Below are 16,621 nucleotides of genomic sequence, written 5' to 3'. Positions count from 1 at the left end.
CAGGAAATGTCGCCTGGACGGCAGCCGAGTCCTCCTTCAGGGCTGTAAGTCAAGGTAGGCAATCGACGTCAAGGTCCATGGGTGGGTGCGCCAGGGCCTGCCGTATGCCGCCGCAGGCAACACGTTTGATGCCAACCCGACGTGCTCGCCCGAGGCCATGCTTCCCACTCCCCCGCGGATCAAACGCATCTATTACACGTTGCTGCTCGGCAACACGCTGGCAGCGTCCTTGATCTGGGGAATCAACACGATCTTCCTGCTGGATGCCGGCCTGACCAATCTGGAGGCCTTCGCCGCCAATGCCTTCTTCACCGCCGGCATGGTGGTGTTCGAAGTGCCCACCGGCGTCATCGCGGACACCGCCGGACGGCGGATGTCGTATCTGCTCGGGACCGTCACCCTGATGCTCTCGACGTTGTTGTACGTCCTGCTCTGGCGGATCCGCGCGCCGTTCTGGATGTGGGCGGTGTGCTCGGTCCTGCTCGGACTCGGCTTCACCTTCTACTCGGGTGCCTTCGAAGCCTGGTTGGTCGATGCGCTGAAGGCCACCGGCTACACCGGCAGCCTCGAAGCGGTCCTGGGCCGAGGCCAGGTCGTTGGAGGGATCGCGATGCTGATCGGATCGGTGGCGGGCGGGTACGTGGCCCAGGTCACCAACCTGGGGTTACCGTTCGTGCTGCGAGCGGTCATCCTCGGCGTGATGTTCGTCCTGGCCTTCCTCGTGATGAAGGACCTCGGCTTCACGCCCCATCGCGGCGGACGGCCGCTGGGGGAGATGCGGAAGATCGTCTCGGCCTCGGTCCAGTACGGCTGGCGAGTCCCCGCCGTGAAATGGACGATGCTGTCATCACCTTTCTCGGCGGGAGTCAGCATCTACGCGTTCTACGCGTTGCAGCCGTACCTCCTGCAGCTCTACGGCAAGCCCACGGCGTACGGCATCGCCGGTCTGGCCGCCGCGATCGTCGCCGGTGCCCAGATCGCCGGGGGCCTGACCGCGCCCTGGGTGCGGAAGCTCTTCCGGCGCCGCACCTCGGCCCTCATCGCCAGCGTGATCGCGAGCGTTGTCACCATGGCCGGCATCGGGTTGAGCCACAACTTCTGGATCGTCCTCGCTCTGGTGGTGATCTGGGGCCTGCTCTTCTCGGCCACGATACCGATCCGCCAGGCGTTCCTCAATGGCCTGATCCCCTCCCAGCAACGCGCCACCATCCTCTCCTTCGACTCGCTGGTCGGCTCGAGCGGCGGCGTGATCGCGCAGCCAGTGCTCGGCCGGTCGGCAGACGTCTGGAGCTACGGGACCTCGTACGTGCTCGGCGCGGCGATCGAGCTGATGGCCGTCCCCTTCATCGTCCTGTCCCAGCGCCAGAACGCCCCAGCGGACACCGCCCGGGACGAGCAGCCTCCGATGACCGCCAGGCCGGAAGAGCCGAAGCGAACGGAGGCCACGAACACGAACCGGGCGCCATGACGCAGTGCGACAAAGCCAGCGGACAGGCGCGTCCAGGGGCTGAGAGCCAGCGGAGGCACACAGACGAGGCGACCTCCTCTCGGCCCGGCCCTCGTCCCACGGGAGAGGGAGATCAGCCGGCGCAGAGCACCTTCACCTCGATCTTCTTGTCGGTCAGCCGCCTGGGGCACGAGGACTGGAAGAACAGGCGTGCCGCCTGGCGCTCCGTGGAGGGCTCATACGAAAGATCTCCCCCCGCCACGCTGCACGTCTGGACCGAATCGTCCTCCCGAGTCACCCGCACCTGCACCAGCCGAGGGTCCGGCAGGTTCATCACCTCGATGCTCTGCGACGTCCTGGCCAGCGTGGCGATGGACACCAGCGTCTCCCGGAAGCTCGCCCGGCAGATGGAGTCCAGGTTCTTCAGCCCCGTGTCGAACATCGACGCCATCTCCCGCTGCCGGTACCCGGGCCCATAGGAGGTGGGGCAGTCCACGTTGCGCACGAACGTCCCATCCGGCGTCACGTCCTGGACCGCCTCGGCCCGCTTGTCCGACAGCGCCACCGGGCCGATCGTCGCCCACAGCACCTCGCGCGCCTTGCCCGTCCTATCCTCCAGGCCGCGCAGGATGCGGACGTACTCCGTCACCGGCGTGAGCAGATCCGCCTGCTCGCTGCACAGATCCCTCGACGTGTCCCGCGTCAGGACCACCGGCGGCGGCCTCTGGGTGGAGCTGCAGTCCTCCTCGTCCGAGACCACCACCACCAGCAGCCGGGCGCCATCCCGCAGGAAGCCCCCGTTGCCCCCGTCCGCGAGGGCCGTCGTGGACAGGGGGGGCGTCACCGCCAGCCGCACCGCCTCGAAGGGGGACTCCTGGCCGCTGCCCTGGGTCCCCTGCTTCACCAGCCGGCGGAACTTCTCCAGCAGCTCCGGGTCCGACTGGTCGAGGTAGCGCTCGGCCGTGGGCCGGCCCAGCGCGTCCGGCACCGGCTGCAGCCGCCCGGACTGGTCGGGATAGTTGGTGACCTGTTCGTGGTTGTCGAACAGCGAGTGCAGGTACACCGACGTGGTGATGACCCCCACGCGGAAGTCCTGCTCCACCCCGTTCCCCTGCCGGAGCTCGTCCAGGAAGGCGGGCAGCTCGGTGGCAATGGCCGCCTGCTCCTCGGCCATGGACCCCGAGTTGTCGATGACGAAGAGGATGTCCGTCTTCTGGGCGGAGATCAGGGGTGCCTCGCCCTGGCAGCGGCCCGGCAACGTGGAGCCGGGCTGCTCCACCGGAGAGGAGCAGGCCACGCCCCATAGGGCCACGGCCAGCAGCGCGCTCGAACGGATGGGAAGCATCGAGGGTATCTCCTGAAAAACGCGGCTTGGCGAAGTGCTCGCCGTGCCGCGACAATAGGGGGGGCCGCCTAACATGCCCTACCCCCGGAGGATGTGCGAGCAAGCGTCCGGCAGCCGACTGCCACCACGAAAAACGCAGGTCGCGTTTGCCATGTGCGTTTTGGTTGCTACGTTGAGTCAACTCCCACAGAAGATCGACAACTGGTACGCAGTTCAACCGGCCCGGAAGCTGTCCGCCGGGTTGGAAACCGAGGCACCGACTACATGTCCGACGACAAGAAGAAGGGTACCGCCGCTGCAGCAGCCATGCCGGCGGCCATGGCACCCCCGGGGATGATCAACAAGGAGGACATTCCCCAGGTCCTCCCCATCCTCCCCCTGCGCAACTCCGTGTTCTTCCCGGGTGGCGTCCTGCCGCTCGCGGTGGGGCGGCAGAAGACGATCGCCCTCATCAAGGACGCGGTGCGTGACGACCAGGTGATTGGCGTCGTCACCCAGCGCCGCGCCGAGGAGGAGGATCCGGGCGCGTCCGACCTCTACACCATGGGCACGGTTGCCCGCATCGTGAAGCTCCTGAAGATGGGCGAGGACAATTACTCGCTCGTCGTCCAGGGCCTGGCGCGCTTCCGCGTGCTGGACCTGGTGCAGGAGGCCCCCTACCTCAAGGCCCGCGTGGATGCCGTGGAGGACAAGACCTCGGCGGAGAACGTGGAGGTCGAGGCCCTGGGCATCAACCTCAAGAAGCTGGCGCGCGAGGTCATCGAGCTGATGCCCGAGCTGCCCGCCGCGGCCACCGAGCTGGTCGAGTCCATCACCCACCCGGGCCACCTGGCGGACCTCATCGCCGCCAACGTGGACGTGCCCATCGAGGAGAAGCAGGCCGTCCTGGAGACGGTGGACCTCAAGGCCCGGATGAAGCTCGTGCTCGAGCTGCTCAACCGCAAGCGGGAGATCCTCAAGCTCTCCAACAAGATCGACTCCGCCGTGAAGGGCGAGATGTCGAAGACCCAGCGCGAGTACTACCTGCGCCAGCAGCTCAAGGCGATCAAGGAAGAGCTCGGCGAGATGGGCGAGGAGGAGGAGGAGCTCGACGAGCTGCAGGAGCGCCTGAAGAAGGCCGGCCTGCCTCCCGACGTGGAGAAGGTGGCCCAGAAGGAGCTCAACCGCCTGAAGACGATCCCGGCGGCCTCCAGCGAGTACACCGTCGCGCGCACCTACCTCGATTGGATCGCGGACCTGCCCTGGTCCAAGGTCAGCGAGGACAACCTCGACATCGAGAACGCGCGGCAGACGCTCGACAAGGACCACTACGGCATCAAGAAGGTGAAGAAGCGCATCCTGGAGTACCTGGCGGTGCGCAAGCTCAAGAACGACATGCGTGGGCCCATCCTCTGCCTGGTCGGGCCGCCGGGTGTCGGTAAGACGTCGCTGGGTCAGAGCATCGCCAAGGCGGTGGGCCGCAAGTTCGTGCGCCTGTCGCTCGGCGGCGTGCGCGACGAGGCGGAGATCCGTGGCCACCGGCGTACCTACGTCGGCGCGCTCCCGGGCCGGTTCATCCAGAGCATGAAGAAGGCCGGGACGAAGAACCCGGTGATGATGCTGGATGAGATCGACAAGCTCGGCGCGGACTTCCGCGGCGACCCGAGCGCGGCGCTGCTCGAGGTGCTGGATCCGGAGCAGAACAACACGTTCAGCGACCACTACCTGGATGTGGCGTTCGACCTGTCCAAGGTGCTCTTCATCGCCACGGCGAACCAGTTGGATCCGATCCCCGGGCCACTGCGTGACCGCATGGAGATCATCGAGCTCTCTGGCTACACCTTCGAGGAGAAGCAGAGCATCGCGCGCATCCACCTGGTGCCCAAGCAGCTCAAGGAGCACGGGTTGAGCCAGGACCACATCACCATCACCGACGAGGCCCTGCTCACGCTGACCGTCTCGTACACGCGTGAGGCCGGTGTGCGTAACCTGGAGCGCCGCATCGCGGACATCTGCCGCGCGGTGGCGGTCGAGGTGGCCGGCGGGAAGACCGACAAGCAGAACATCGACGCCAACCGGGTGAAGGAGATCCTGGGGCCCGAGATGTTCTACTCGGAGGTCGCGGAGCGCACGGAGGTGCCGGGCGTGGCCACGGGTCTGGCCTGGACGGCGGCCGGTGGCGACCTGCTCTTCATCGAGGCGACCAAGATGGCCGGCAAGGGCGGCATGACGCTCACCGGTCAGCTCGGCGACGTGATGAAGGAGAGCGCCACGGCGGCGCTGAGCTACCTGCGCAGCAAGGCGGAGGCGCTCGGCATCAACTCCAACTTCCTCGAGAAGACGGACCTGCACCTGCACTTCCCCGCGGGCTCCATCCCGAAGGACGGTCCCTCGGCCGGCGTGACGATCCTCACCGCGCTCACCAGCCTGCTCACGGGCATCCGGGTGCGCGGCGATACGGCGATGACGGGCGAGGCCACCCTGCGTGGCCTGGTGCTGCCGGTGGGCGGCATCAAGGAGAAGGTGCTCGCGGCTCACCGCGCCGGCATCAAGCGCGTCATCCTCCCGGAGCGCTGCCGCAAGGACCTGCAGGACGTGCCGGACCAGGCGAAGAACGACATCGAGTTCATCTTCGCCACCCGCATGGACGAGGTGCTCGACGCGGCGCTGGAGAAGTCGCCGTTCAAGTCGCCGGTGGCTCCCCCGGAGGGCGGCGAGAAGTCCGTCCCTCCCCAGACGGAGCCGACTCCCGAGGTCCGCGCCTAGCGCGGCCCCAGGCCAGCACTGAAGTTCGATGACGGGCAGGTTCCCTCGCGGGGACCTGCCCGTTGTCCGTTTGGCCTTCGCGCTATGCTGGGAACCCCGGCCCACCGGCCGGGGTCCGAGGAGACATGCCGAAGTCCCCCACGTGGATACCGCTGCTCCTGCTGAGCCTGTGCACCACCCCTGGGTGCGGAGAGCAGGCCCGGGCGGCCCCCAGCACCCTCGAGCCCCACCCCACCCCCACCGTGGTCGCGCCTCATTCCCCCTCACCCATCGTGGAGGCCCCACCCGTCTGGCCGGCCGCGAACGCTCCGCTCACGGTGGCGCCGGTGGAGTTCCCCAAGGGCTTCGGGCGCAAGCGCATCTACCTGGACGCGGGGCACGGCGCGCCCGGGAACGGGGGGAACACGTCCGTCACCTGCGAGCAGGAGGAGTCCTTCACCCTGCGGGCCGCCGAGGATCTCGCGCGGCGGCTGGAGGCCACGGGGCACTTCCAAGTGAAGTTGAGCCGGAAGCCGGGGCAGCGGCCCTCGTATCAGGAGCGGCTCGGCGAGGCCGAGCGCTGGCGGGCGGAGCTCTTCGTGAGTCTCCACTCGGACTCGCGAGGCGAGGCGACCGCGTGGCTGGGTGCCACGGACTCGTGGTGCCTGCGCAATGACGCGGCCCCCGGGTACAGCGTGCTCTATGCGGACGACACCTCCGAGCCCCTGCTGTCCCGGCGGCTGGCCCTCGCCCGGGCGCTCGCCCGGCGCATGGGAGAGGCCGGGTTGCTCCCCTATGGCGGCGAGGACTATGTGGGCCTGTACGCCTCCGACACCGAGCAGCCGGGGACGTTCGTGAGCCGGCATCGGCCAGGGCAGCGCATCTTCGTGCTGCGCAAGCCGCCCATGCCCTCGGTCATCATCGAGACGCACCACGCCCTGGACTTCGAAGAGGTAGCTCGCTGGCGCGAGGAGCGCACCCTGGAGTCCTTCGCCGCGGCGGTGGCTCGAGGCCTGGTGGACGTGCTGGCCCCACCCCCGAGCACCGATTTATGAGCGAGTGAGGAGAGTCTTCACGGAGAGAAAACCCGCGTTCACGAGACAGAGTGCGCTCGAGGCATGGAACGAGGGCTGGAGTCGCACGGTGGGTATGGCACGCTGAAGCGATGAAATTCTCCAACCTGGGACATACCGGCCTGAAGGTGTCGCGAATCTGCCTGGGATGCATGAGCTACGGCACTCCCGCCTGGCGTCCGTGGGTGCTGGACGAGGAAGCCTCGCAGCCCTTCTTTCGGCGAGCGGTGGAGGCGGGCATCAACTTCTTCGACACGGCGGACATGTACTCGCTCGGGGTGAGCGAGGAGGTGACGGGGCGGGCCCTGCGCAGGTACGCGAAGCTGGAAGAGGTAGTGATTGCCACCAAGGTCTACTTCCCCATGAACAACCAGCCCAACATGGGAGGCCTGTCGCGCAAGCACGTGGTGCAGGCCTGTGAGGCGAGCCTGAAGCGGCTCGGGGTGGAGACGATCGACCTGTACCAGATCCACCGGATGGATCCGGAGACGCCGATGGAGGAGACACTGTCGGCGTTGGATCAACTCGTGAGACAGGGGAAGGTCCGCTACATCGGCGCGAGCTCCTCGGCGGCGTGGAAGTTCGCCCGGGCGCTGAGCCTCTCCGAGCGCAACGGCTGGGCGCGCTTCGTGTCGATGCAGAACCACTACAACCTCCTCTACCGCGAAGAGGAGCGGGAGATGCTGCCGCTGTGCGAGGCGGAGGGCATCGGCGTGATTCCGTGGTCCCCGCTGGCGCGCGGGCTGCTCGCGGGTACGCGCAAGACGCTGGATGACAAGCAGTCCACGGCGCGCGCCGGCTCGGACGCGTACGCGGCGGCGCTCTACGACAATCCGCACGACTGGGACGTGGTGGAGGCAGTGAAGCAGGTGGCCGAGGCAAAGGGCCGCACGCCCGCCGAGGTGTCCCTGGCGTGGCTGTTGTCCAGGCCGGCGGTGGTGGCACCCATCATCGGCGCCACGAAGCTGGAGCACCTGGACGCGGCCATCCGAGCGGTGGACGTGACACTCACCCCGGACGAGGCGAAGGCGCTGGAAGCGCCCTACCAGCCCCACGCCGTGCGCGGAATGTAGCGCGCCCTCGAGGAGAGCGGGCGGGTCCTCATTTCGAAGTACCCGCGGTCTCCAGCCAGCTGCGCAACGCCTCACCTTCGAGCCTGATCGGGGCCTTCTCCGGGCCCTGCATGAGCCAGGAGGCCTGGACGGCGGCAAGACCCGACGCACCACTCAAGTCCGCTCCACTCAGGTCCGCCCCCGTGAGATTGGCGCCCTGGAAGGTGGCTCCTCCCAATTGAGCTCCTCGCAGGTTGGCGGACTCCAGGTTGGCGGACTCCAGGTTGGCATTGACGAGATAGGCACCATGGAGATCAGCGCCAGAGAGGTCCGCGCCTTGAAGATCTGTCTCGTAGAAGCTGGCCCTCAGGGCATTGGCCCCACTCAGGTTGGCATTCTTCAAGGAGGCATAATCCAGATTCGCCTTGGTCATCTGGGCGCCAGAAAGATTGGCTTTGACGAACGAGGCCGAGGCGAGATTGGCGCCGTGTAGCTTCGCCATGCTCAGGTCGCTCCCATCGAAGCGGGTGCCGGGCAACTCGGCCTCTGTCAGATCCTCGGTACTCAGCTCTCTCGCGGAGAGATCCGCATCCTCCATCGAGAGCCGCGCGCCCTTCTTGCCCCGCGACTCGAGCCACAAAGCATGCCGCTCCAACCTGTCAGCAAGCTCCGTAGCCATCCTGACTCACCACCATGCGCGCCGACACACTGTGTCTTGCTGTTGTCCAGGCCTCGAGGTCCGCCCTACCCGCCTCACAGCCCCGCGGGGCGCACCGAGTCGAGCAATTGGTTCCAGAGCGCCACCTTGGCGTCATCCTGCTCGAGGCTGCTCTCCATCTCGATGGTCATCTTGGGATGGCTGCCGGAGTTCTCCTCGCCGGCGTAGGTCCACAGACAGTAGAGCTCGCTGTCGTTTCCCTCGGTGTAGCGGAGGATGAGCTCCTCTCCTGGGAGGCCGGCGACCTTGCGGGACTTGTACTTCTGGGTGACGAGGCTGCCCTGCATCTCACCGCTGGCCAGGGCAAGGGAGTCGGAGAGCCGTTGCATGAGGTTCTTCTTGTTCACCCGGCTCTCCGTCTTGGTGGTGATGGCCAGCTTGAGATTCAAGGGGTGGCCCTCGAAGACGGACTGGGCCTCCTCCTTGAACTTCATGGGAAGCGCCACGAGCCCGTGATGCAAATAGAACCAGTCCTTGCCAGGAACGGGCCACGGCTCCTTCGGCTCCATGGGCCGGTAGGCCTGGGACAGGGCCACCAGCCGAGCGGCCCACTGGTCTTCGCGGTCCAAATCCCCGTCGATCTGCATCCACACGTCCACGGGCCCTCGCCGCAACAGGCCGCCCCAGGAGATGAGCGCCGGGTTGTCAGCTTCGTGGAACATCACGCCCCGGAAGCCGGACGCGAGCTCCCGCTGAGCGCGAATCTCTCCCTGGACGTCGGTGGGGAGCTCCCGCCGCGCCTTGAGGGCCTCGATGCGGGCCAGACGTGCCGTCCAGGCGAGCTCGCGGGCCTTGTCGTCCGGCTCCTTCCACAGCACCTCCTTCATCGAGACGTACTGGAGGGCGAAGGTGTCGGAGGTGCGGGCCATCGAGGCGGGCACGCCCAGACAGAAACGGCCGACACATTGGCGGATGACGGGCTCTGCCAGTTGCGAGCTCATGCGTGCTTGCTCCAGAGGGGGAGTGCTGTGTGAGCAGGAGGCCAGGGCCAGCAGCAGGCCCAACGCGGCCACGAGGTTGCTGCGCGAGAGGGGGTGATCGGTGGGCGGCGGCGGCACCGAAGGGGTCATTTTCCGATGCGCTTGTCGATCTTGCCGTTGCAGAACGTCTCGATGGCATCGAAGGTGAATTTCTGAGCCACCTCGCCCTTGTAGGCGGGCTCGTGTTCGATCTTGGGAATGCCCTGGGCGTCGACCTTCAACGCCTTACCGGAGGACTCGGGCACGGTGCCATCGCCGGCGCCATCGGCATTCTGGAGGGAGACCTTCAGCCTGGCGTCATCCCCCCGGTGGATCGTCGCCTTGAAGCCGCTGGAGCTCCGCGAGTCGCTGCTCTCGGGGTCGTAGGCCCCTTCGCCGAGGTACACCCCCTCGTCCCAGCTCTTCTTCTCGTCACTGTCTCCCCATTTGAAGAGCTTCCTGCCTTCTGGGGACACCTTGAAGACGACGCGATCCGCCGTGGCGTGCTCCTTGCCGGAGCCGTAGAAGACCTGCGTCTGCACATTGGGCGAAAGCCCCACCCGCTGGTGGAAGGCCCGGGTCTTGTCCACCAGACGGGTGAACCCGCTCCAGAGGGTCTCGGGACTCGTGGGGGAGTCGCTCTCCAACTCCGGTGCCAGGAGCGCGGGAGTGGCCAGCTGCCAGTAACGATCCCGAGCCTTGTAGATCTCCTCGTACGGATCGCCCCCCTTGGGAAGCGCGGCCACCTGCTTACCGGTGTCGTCGTGGAACTGGAGCCACTGCTGGGAGCCGTCGTTGGCGGTGTAGTCCTGGCTGGGGAGCAATTGGAGGCCTCCAGGCATGTTGCCCAGCAGGGCGGTCACCTCCTCGCCATTGGAGCCGAGCACCCAGGCGGCGGGATCGATCATGCCATGGCGCTCGAAGCCAGCCTTGATGCGCCAGTAGGCAGCGGCGGCGCCGGTCACTGGCTGCACACCATGGATGATGCCCAGCACCTTGGAGTTGGCGCCGTGCTCGATGCAGGCCGAGCGCGTCACCAGGCCGCCCATGGAGTGGGTGACGAGGATGACGTGCTCGCAGGAATTGCCCTCGGCCGAGTTGTCCGCGACGACCTTGTCAATGAACTCCTTGAGCTTCTTGCCCGAGGTGGAGTTGGAGGCCGTCCAGTTGTAGCCGCACGCGTAGACAGGCAGCTTGAAGCACAGGCGCATCACCTCCGGCCAGGTGTTGTTCTGGAGGGCGGTGAGGATGATTCCATAGCTGTCCCAGGACACGCCCCCCCAACCCCGCTCATCCGCGCCCTGGAACTTCTCGAGGTGTTTCTTGTTGTGTTTCGTGTCGTCCAGGAAGGGCTGGAGGAACTCCTCGTCGAACTTGTCGCCGATGATGGCCGCCTTCTTGTCCTTGGCGTCCACCCAGGCCAGACCGTACTTCTTCAGCATGAAGAGCTTGTCGTCCGGATCCCAGACCTTCTTGCCCGAGGAGTTCTTCAGCCGGCTGCCCATGATACCGGGCACGAAGATGATGGGGATGGTCTCCTGCTTGGGGACCAGGATGTTCTTGGCCCCCTGGATCATGCCCTTGAGGGTCGTGAAGAGCTCGGGCCACTGAATCTCGACCTTGTTTTCTTCCGGAGGGGACACGGCTCACTCCTTTTTCGAAGTCAGCTTGGCCAGGTCGGGGAAGGAGATCTCCGCCCGACCGGGCTTGGCCTCGGACACGCTCGCGGCGCCAGAACCGTCCACCGAGCCCGACTTCTTGGAGCCGTCGGGCAGCTTCACCTCGAACTTCTGGCCCGCCAGGGCGGAGTTGTCCGGGAGCACCATCTCCACGTGGACGGACTTCTTGATCTGCGCCTCCTTGATGGCTTCGAGCTCCTTGAGCTTCACGGACTTGTCCGTCATGGACCCGGCCGGCTCGAGCTTCACCTTGGCGCCCTTGACCTTGATGTCCGAGCCATCGAGGGTGAACGTCTTGGGGGCGAGCTGCACCTTGCCGCCCTTCTCCATGCTGAGGATGAGCTTGCCGTTGACCACCAGGGAGAACTTGTCCGCCTTGAGCTCGAAGGATTTGGCCAGCATGGCGGTGGACTCCTTGACGCCCACCTCCTGATTCTTGCCCACGTCGTTCTTGACGTCCTTGCCCACCGTCTCCGAGAGCTGGCCCTTGATCTCGGTCTGGAAGTTGCCGCCCACCTTGAGCGCGCTGTCCTTGCTGACCACCTCCTGGCGGCTGCCGATGACGTACTCGGAGAGACTGCCCGCCACCTGAACGGACTTGAGCCCGCCGACGGCCTCGTTCTTCGCCAGGGCAACGTCGACGAGGAAGGCACCACCGACGGTGAGCGTCCTGGCCAGACCCACGGACTCGGAGGCGGTCTGGGTCACCGAGAGGGTCTCGTTCTTCGCCACGGTGATGGCCTGGTTGCCCTCGATGGACTCGTCATGGCTGCCACTGGTTCGTGTGGTGCGGTTTCCGGCCACCCGCGTGGACTGGTTGCCTTCGATCAGGCTCGCATCATCCAGTACCACCCGAAGCCGCTGGTTGCCCTCCACCGTGCGCTTGCGGTCCTTCTTCACCAGCAGGTCCTCGTAACCGCGAACCAGCTGGTCCTTGTCGTTCTCGGTGACCAGGTCCTCGTCCTTCTGCGCGTGGGTAAAGATCTCCTCCTCACCCGCCGCGTCTTCAATCCGGAACTCGTTGAAGCCGTCGCTGCCCAGGCTCGAGGCGCTCTTGAGCGTGGACTTCGTCTTGTCGTCCGGCAGCGAATAGGGCGTCGGGTTGCCTCCGTTGTACACCGTGCCCGCTATCAGCGGCCTGTCCGGGTTGCCTTCCAGGAAGCGCACCACCACCTCCTGGCCGATGCGCGGCAGGTACACCGCTCCCCACGCCGGGCCTCCCCATGTCTGGCTCACCCGCACCCAGCACGACGCCTTGTCGTCCCTCTGTCCCTCCCGGTCCCAGTGGAACTGCACCTTGATTCGCCCGTGCTCGTCCGTGTGGATTTCCTCTCCCCCTGGCCCCACCACCGTCGCCGTCTGCAACCCATTGAGGTGCGGCACCGGCGTGGTGCGCCTGGGCCGGAAGGGCACGTTGGACGGCATGCACTTGAAGCTGTTGCGGTACAGGTTGCCCAACGACTCTCGGATGCCCGGCGTCTCCGGCTGCCGGCCCCGGTGCACCACCTCCACCGCCACGTACTCCCCGGAGTGCGTGCCCTCGTCCTCCACCTCGAAGCGGTAGCCCGCCGTCAGCCGCGGGCACACGCCCTCTCCCTCCAGCGTGCGCGCCGCCTGCACCGCCTCCTCCAGCCGCACCTTCGCCGCGCCCTTGCCCACCCCTGGCGCCACGTACTCTCCCGGGTAGTCGTACACCTCCAGCGCGTCCTGCCCGTTGCTCGAGTCCTGCGTCTTGCCCGACACGTCCAGCGCGGGCTTCTCGAAGTCGTAGTCCTTCAGGTGCACCTTGCCCGGCCTCAGCCGGTGCACCCTCTGCAGCGAGGACACGAACTCCTCGTTCGCCGCCCGCTTGTCATTCTCCCTCAGCGGCAGCTTCGCCCCGCCCGGCAGCGGCTCGTGCACGTTGGGCTTGTCTCCCACCACCAGTTCGTGGCCTCCCTCCGTGTGCTCGAAGAAGTAGAAGAGTCCCTCCCACTCCATCAGCCGGCTCACGAACGCGAAGTCCGTCTCCCGGTACTGCGTGCAGTACTCGCGAGCCTCGTGGCTGTCGCTCAGCGACAGCTTCACCTTCACTCCCCCCTCCTCCAGCACCGCCTTCACTATCTGCGGCACCGTCTTGCTCTGGAAGATGCGGCTGCGCTTCACCTGCGTGAGCCACCACGCCTGCGGCACCACCCACGCCCGATAGCGCCAGCGCCCCCCCTGCTGGCCCAGCGCGTCCAACGCCCTCACCCGCCCGTGCACATGGCGCTTCTTGTCCCCGGGCAGTTGCACCGTCAGCAGCGCCTCGGTGCCGAGCAGCGACTCGGCCTCCAGCGGCGTGTCCTCCAGCGGATGGAAGTCCACCTGGAACTCGAAGAGACTGCTCAGCCCCTCCCGTCCGGTGAAACCACTGACAACCAGGGCCTCCGGCTCCTGCGAGCCGATTCGGAACAAAAAGGCAGGTCTTTCGGGTGCGCCCATGGTGCCCCCCTTATCAATCGCTCAGTGCCAGCGACCGCCGAGGATACCAGCAAAACGGCCCCGCCACTTCGCGATCGAACATTTCTCAGGGCTTCTCCTTCGCGAGCGCGTCCACGTCCTCCTGGAGTTCCTTCGTGTCCTCGAAGAAGGTGTCCACCGGCTTCGCGGGGGCCAGTCGCAGCGCCGGCGGCAGCAGGGTGCGGTTGAACTCCAGGTTGGCCGAGAAGTCCTCCTCACCCAGCAGCGAGTCCGCCTGCGTCAGCGCCCCGAAGCACACGAGGATCACCGTCAGCATCACCGCGAGCCGCCTCGGCTCCGCACGCGTCACGTAGCGCAGGTGCCAGAAGAGCACGCACCCCATCCACCCCAGGTACCCCACCAGGTACAACCACCGAGCCCACGGCCCCAGCCCCAGGCTGTACACCCCCAGCGACAGCAGCAGGGGAATCGCCAGCAGGCCCAGCAGCCCGAGACTCCCGATGGTGCCGTGCGCCCCGAAGTGGAACTGCCGCCGCGCCACCTTGCTCGCGACGGACCAGAGCCCCGCCCAGAGGAAGGCCGCGGACACCGGCACCACCACCGCCAGCGCCAGCGAGCCCCAGTCCGTCTTCTGGTAGTTCGTCAGGTACTCGTAGAAGAGGAAGGCCACCACCGTCACCGCCAGCATCGCCGGGAATGCGAAGGGCCTGTCGAAGCGCCGTCCCCGAGGCGCCATCGCCACCGCCGTGACGCGCGTGTCCTCCACCGGGTGGGACCGGGTCCGGAAGCGCAGCACCGTGTCGCCCACCGCCACCCGCGCGTCGTCCGTGAGCTCCAGCTCCGCCAGCCGCGCCCAGGGCTCCACCCGGAACGTGCCATTGTGGCTGCCCACGTCCCGCACCACCAGCTTGCCCTCCTCGGTGCGTTCAATCCGCAGGTGCGAGGCCGACACCTTGGGGTCATCCAGGATGATGTCGTTGGTGTACCCGCGCCCCACCGTCACCGGGAAGCGCTCCAGCCGGTGCCGCTCGTGCACCCCATCCCCCTCCAGCACCTCCAGGAAGATCACTTCGTCCACGCGAACGCCTCCAGGTAGCGGCGCGCGAGGGCGCGTGCGTTGTCCGCGGAAAACCCCGCCAGGTCCAGGCTCGTCTGCACCCCCGAGGTGCTCGCGTTGATCGTCGCCGCCCGGAGCGCCAGATCGTACAACCCGGGGAACTTCTTATAGGCACGCAGACACAGGGCCGCGCGCACCGGCACGCCGCCCACCTTCACGAACTCCACGCGGCAGCGGAAGTTCGTCACGTCCTCCTTCGTGGCGTCCACTCCGCCCGGATCATTGCTGAAGGTGGCCGTGTAGAGCGCCGAGAAGCGCAGCGACCCGAGCTGATCGCTCGACACGGAGGCATGGTCATACGCCACCACGCCCGTGCGGTGCTCCGAGCTCAGGTAGATGTCCTCCTCGGACGAGCACTGGTAGCTGGTGATGGTGTAGGGGTTCTCCGGCTCGTGCGGGGTGTCGCCCCAGCACTTGAGGAAGGGCAGCCAGCGGCCGGGAACGCGGTAGTCCCCGAGCCGCTGCGTCGTCAGGGGCTCGGCCAGCAGGCGATCCGTGATGCGCTGTTGGTTGTCCAGCAACTGCGCGCCCACCACGGCCAGCAGCGCCGAGGGGCTGCCCTCCTTCGCCTTGCGCGCCCGCTCCAGCAGCTCGCGGGCATGCGCCACCGGCACCAGGAAGCCGAGCTGGTTGCCCAGCGTGGCCACGTTGACGCCCACCACCCGGCCCTCGCCCGTCAGCGTGGGCCCACCGCTCATGCCCGGGTTGATGGCGCCGCTGAAGTGCACCTTGTCGTAGAGCGCGTCCTGGACGAGCCCGTTGTACGTGCCCTCGACGATGGTGGTGCCCAGGTCATGCGGATTGCCCATGGCGAACAGCCGCGTGCCCTGCGGAGGCTCCTTCGGCGCCAGCTCGAACCAGTCCTTTACCGGCGCGTCCTGCTGGATGACGGCCAGGTCGTGCACCACGTCCACGTCCACCACCCGGACGGGGACCGCCTCCGCGTCGTTCCCGTTGCGCACCAGCTCGGCGGTGTAGTCGTCCGGCTGGTGAACGATGCTGGAGATGACGTGGTAGTTGGTGATGGCGTGCCCGTCGGAGCTCACGAAGAACGCCGAGCCGATGGACGACTTGGTCCCGCTGCGCCGCTCGATGATGCGCACCTGGGCCACGCGGCCCTTGATGCGCTCGAAGAGCTCGTGGGTGGCCGGGGGCAGCGAGGCCACGGGCAGAGGGGGAACGACGGCCGGCGCGCCCGCGTCGGGCTCATCCTCGTCGGGGATGTCCGGAGCCTGGGCCAGTGCGGCGAGAAGTAGGAGCGTCACCATATGCGGCGCACACACTAGCGGAACCGCCGCGCATTGCCCCTGTCTCGTCCCGAAGTGGAGCGCGCGGCTACCATTCTGTCGCCTGGGCCTCAAGGGGGGGCTGGCGCGGTGGCCTCGCCCGAGGGGCTGGCAGCCGGGGTACCCACCCCGGGTGGACCCCTGGCCCACTTTCCGAGCAGGCCACCACAGTCCTCGGGTGACTTCCACGCCCCGTACGGTAACCTTGCGCCCGAGATGAACCCCGAAGCCCGCGCCGAGATGGTCGCCCATGCCGAACGCGCCCTGCGCCGCGGAGAGCTGAGTGAGGCCGTGAGCCTCTATGAGACGCTCTGTCGGGCATTCCCCGAGGATGCCGCGCTGGTCCTCAAACTGGCCACCCTGCGCGAGATGCTCCAACCCCAGGAGCTCCAGACCCTGGAGGCCCTGGAGGCCAGCGCCCAGCCCGAGTCCATCCCCCAGGGCCCCTCCTCCCCCGTCGCCGAGGGCGAGCGCCTCTTCGCCCTGGGCGACTATGCCGGGGCCGCCGCCGCCTACCGCCGCGCCCTCCAGGAGCGCCCCGACAACGAGCTCATCCGCGAGCGGCTCGAGGAGCTCTACCGTCTGGCGCGCGCACTCCCCGTGCACTCGCCCACGGACCGCAAACTGCCCCGGCAGGCCGAGCCGCTCCTCAATGCCCTGCTGGACCGGCTTGCCGCGCGGCGTCGCCTCAAGCGCGACTGACGCGTTGCACCCCTTGGAGTCGGCTCCTAGAATCCGACCCCGACGTCGCTGTCATACCCGCGGTCTCCACCCTGACA

The 16,621-nt window shown here is 67.2% G+C and carries 12 protein-coding genes; 5 read left to right on the top strand and 7 right to left on the bottom strand.

Going from position 1 to position 16,621, the window contains the following annotated elements; genetic code table 11:
- Positions 1 to 85: 85 nt before the first annotated feature.
- Complete coding sequence (locus DAT35_RS02335; protein WP_199242775.1) at positions 86 to 1,468, top strand: MFS transporter; 1,383 nt, start codon at positions 86 to 88, stop codon at positions 1,466 to 1,468.
- 112 nt (positions 1,469 to 1,580) lie between these two features.
- Here the strand turns inward: DAT35_RS02335 and DAT35_RS02330 are convergent, their stop codons facing one another.
- Positions 1,581 to 2,792: a vWA domain-containing protein gene (locus DAT35_RS02330; protein ID WP_108065217.1), complete on the bottom strand. Its 1,212-nt coding sequence runs from the start codon at positions 2,790 to 2,792 to the stop codon at positions 1,581 to 1,583.
- 264 nt (positions 2,793 to 3,056) lie between these two features.
- On the opposite strand from DAT35_RS02330, the gene lon reads away from it, so the two are divergent.
- From lon to DAT35_RS02315, 3 genes are all read left to right on the top strand, one after another.
- Positions 3,057 to 5,537: an endopeptidase La gene (gene lon, locus DAT35_RS02325; protein ID WP_108065216.1), complete on the top strand. Its 2,481-nt coding sequence runs from the start codon at positions 3,057 to 3,059 to the stop codon at positions 5,535 to 5,537.
- Positions 5,538 to 5,662: 125 nt separating this feature from the next.
- Positions 5,663 to 6,571, top strand: coding sequence for an N-acetylmuramoyl-L-alanine amidase (locus DAT35_RS02320; RefSeq protein WP_108065215.1), 909 nt, complete (start codon positions 5,663 to 5,665; stop codon positions 6,569 to 6,571).
- Between the two features lie 110 nt (positions 6,572 to 6,681).
- Positions 6,682 to 7,662: an aldo/keto reductase gene (locus DAT35_RS02315; protein WP_108065214.1), complete on the top strand. Its 981-nt coding sequence runs from the start codon at positions 6,682 to 6,684 to the stop codon at positions 7,660 to 7,662.
- A 28-nt stretch (positions 7,663 to 7,690) separates the two neighbouring features.
- On the opposite strand, the gene DAT35_RS02310 is transcribed toward DAT35_RS02315, so the two are convergent.
- The 6 genes from DAT35_RS02310 to DAT35_RS02285 all read right to left on the bottom strand — a co-directional run bounded on the left by DAT35_RS02310 (position 7,691) and on the right by DAT35_RS02285 (position 15,824).
- Positions 7,691 to 8,320 carry a pentapeptide repeat-containing protein gene (locus DAT35_RS02310; RefSeq protein ID WP_108065213.1) on the bottom strand — a complete coding sequence of 210 codons (630 nt, stop codon included), beginning with the start codon at positions 8,318 to 8,320 and terminating at the stop codon, positions 7,691 to 7,693.
- A gap of 74 nt (positions 8,321 to 8,394) precedes the next feature.
- Positions 8,395 to 9,300, bottom strand: coding sequence for a T6SS immunity protein Tli4 family protein (locus DAT35_RS02305; protein ID WP_146209545.1), 906 nt, complete (start codon positions 9,298 to 9,300; stop codon positions 8,395 to 8,397).
- A gap of 125 nt (positions 9,301 to 9,425) precedes the next feature.
- Positions 9,426 to 10,961 (bottom strand): triacylglycerol lipase, encoded by a 1,536-nt coding sequence (locus tag DAT35_RS02300; RefSeq protein ID WP_108065211.1) that lies wholly within the window; start codon positions 10,959 to 10,961, stop codon positions 9,426 to 9,428.
- Between the two features lie 3 nt (positions 10,962 to 10,964).
- A complete protein-coding gene (locus tag DAT35_RS02295; RefSeq protein ID WP_108065210.1) occupies positions 10,965 to 13,460 on the bottom strand; it encodes a type VI secretion system Vgr family protein in 2,496 nt (831 codons plus the stop codon).
- Between the two features lie 85 nt (positions 13,461 to 13,545).
- On the bottom strand, positions 13,546 to 14,517 hold the full coding sequence (locus DAT35_RS02290) for an FHA domain-containing protein (RefSeq protein ID WP_108065209.1): 972 nt from the start codon (positions 14,515 to 14,517) through the stop codon (positions 13,546 to 13,548).
- Positions 14,505 to 15,824 (bottom strand): serine protease, encoded by a 1,320-nt coding sequence (locus DAT35_RS02285; protein ID WP_108065208.1) that lies wholly within the window; start codon positions 15,822 to 15,824, stop codon positions 14,505 to 14,507. The genes DAT35_RS02290 and DAT35_RS02285 overlap by 13 nt, the downstream gene beginning before the upstream one ends.
- 234 nt (positions 15,825 to 16,058) lie before the next feature.
- Between DAT35_RS02285 and DAT35_RS02280 the strand changes: the two genes are divergently transcribed.
- Complete coding sequence (locus DAT35_RS02280) at positions 16,059 to 16,544, top strand: tetratricopeptide repeat protein (protein ID WP_108065207.1); 486 nt, start codon at positions 16,059 to 16,061, stop codon at positions 16,542 to 16,544.
- Positions 16,545 to 16,621 lie beyond the last annotated feature (77 nt).

Origin of the sequence: Vitiosangium sp. GDMCC 1.1324, assembly GCF_003044305.1 — a bacterium.
In the GTDB taxonomy this organism is placed as follows: domain Bacteria; phylum Myxococcota; class Myxococcia; order Myxococcales; family Myxococcaceae; genus Archangium.
Note: the sequence above shows the minus strand (reverse complement) of the source record. Positions and strands in the feature narration are given on the sequence as shown.

Coding starts and splice junctions, on each gene's coding strand:
- DAT35_RS02330 (WP_108065217.1), bottom strand. CDS start 2,792: ATGCTTCCCATCCGTTCGAGCGCGCTGCTGGCCGTGGCCCTATGGGGC.
- lon (WP_108065216.1), top strand. CDS start 3,057: ATGTCCGACGACAAGAAGAAGGGTACCGCCGCTGCAGCAGCCATGCCG.
- DAT35_RS02320 (WP_108065215.1), top strand. CDS start 5,663: ATGCCGAAGTCCCCCACGTGGATACCGCTGCTCCTGCTGAGCCTGTGC.
- DAT35_RS02315 (WP_108065214.1), top strand. CDS start 6,682: ATGAAATTCTCCAACCTGGGACATACCGGCCTGAAGGTGTCGCGAATC.
- DAT35_RS02310 (WP_108065213.1), bottom strand. CDS start 8,320: ATGGCTACGGAGCTTGCTGACAGGTTGGAGCGGCATGCTTTGTGGCTC.
- DAT35_RS02305 (WP_146209545.1), bottom strand. CDS start 9,300: ATGAGCTCGCAACTGGCAGAGCCCGTCATCCGCCAATGTGTCGGCCGT.
- DAT35_RS02295 (WP_108065210.1), bottom strand. CDS start 13,460: ATGGGCGCACCCGAAAGACCTGCCTTTTTGTTCCGAATCGGCTCGCAG.
- DAT35_RS02285 (WP_108065208.1), bottom strand. CDS start 15,824: ATGGTGACGCTCCTACTTCTCGCCGCACTGGCCCAGGCTCCGGACATC.
- DAT35_RS02280 (WP_108065207.1), top strand. CDS start 16,059: ATGAACCCCGAAGCCCGCGCCGAGATGGTCGCCCATGCCGAACGCGCC.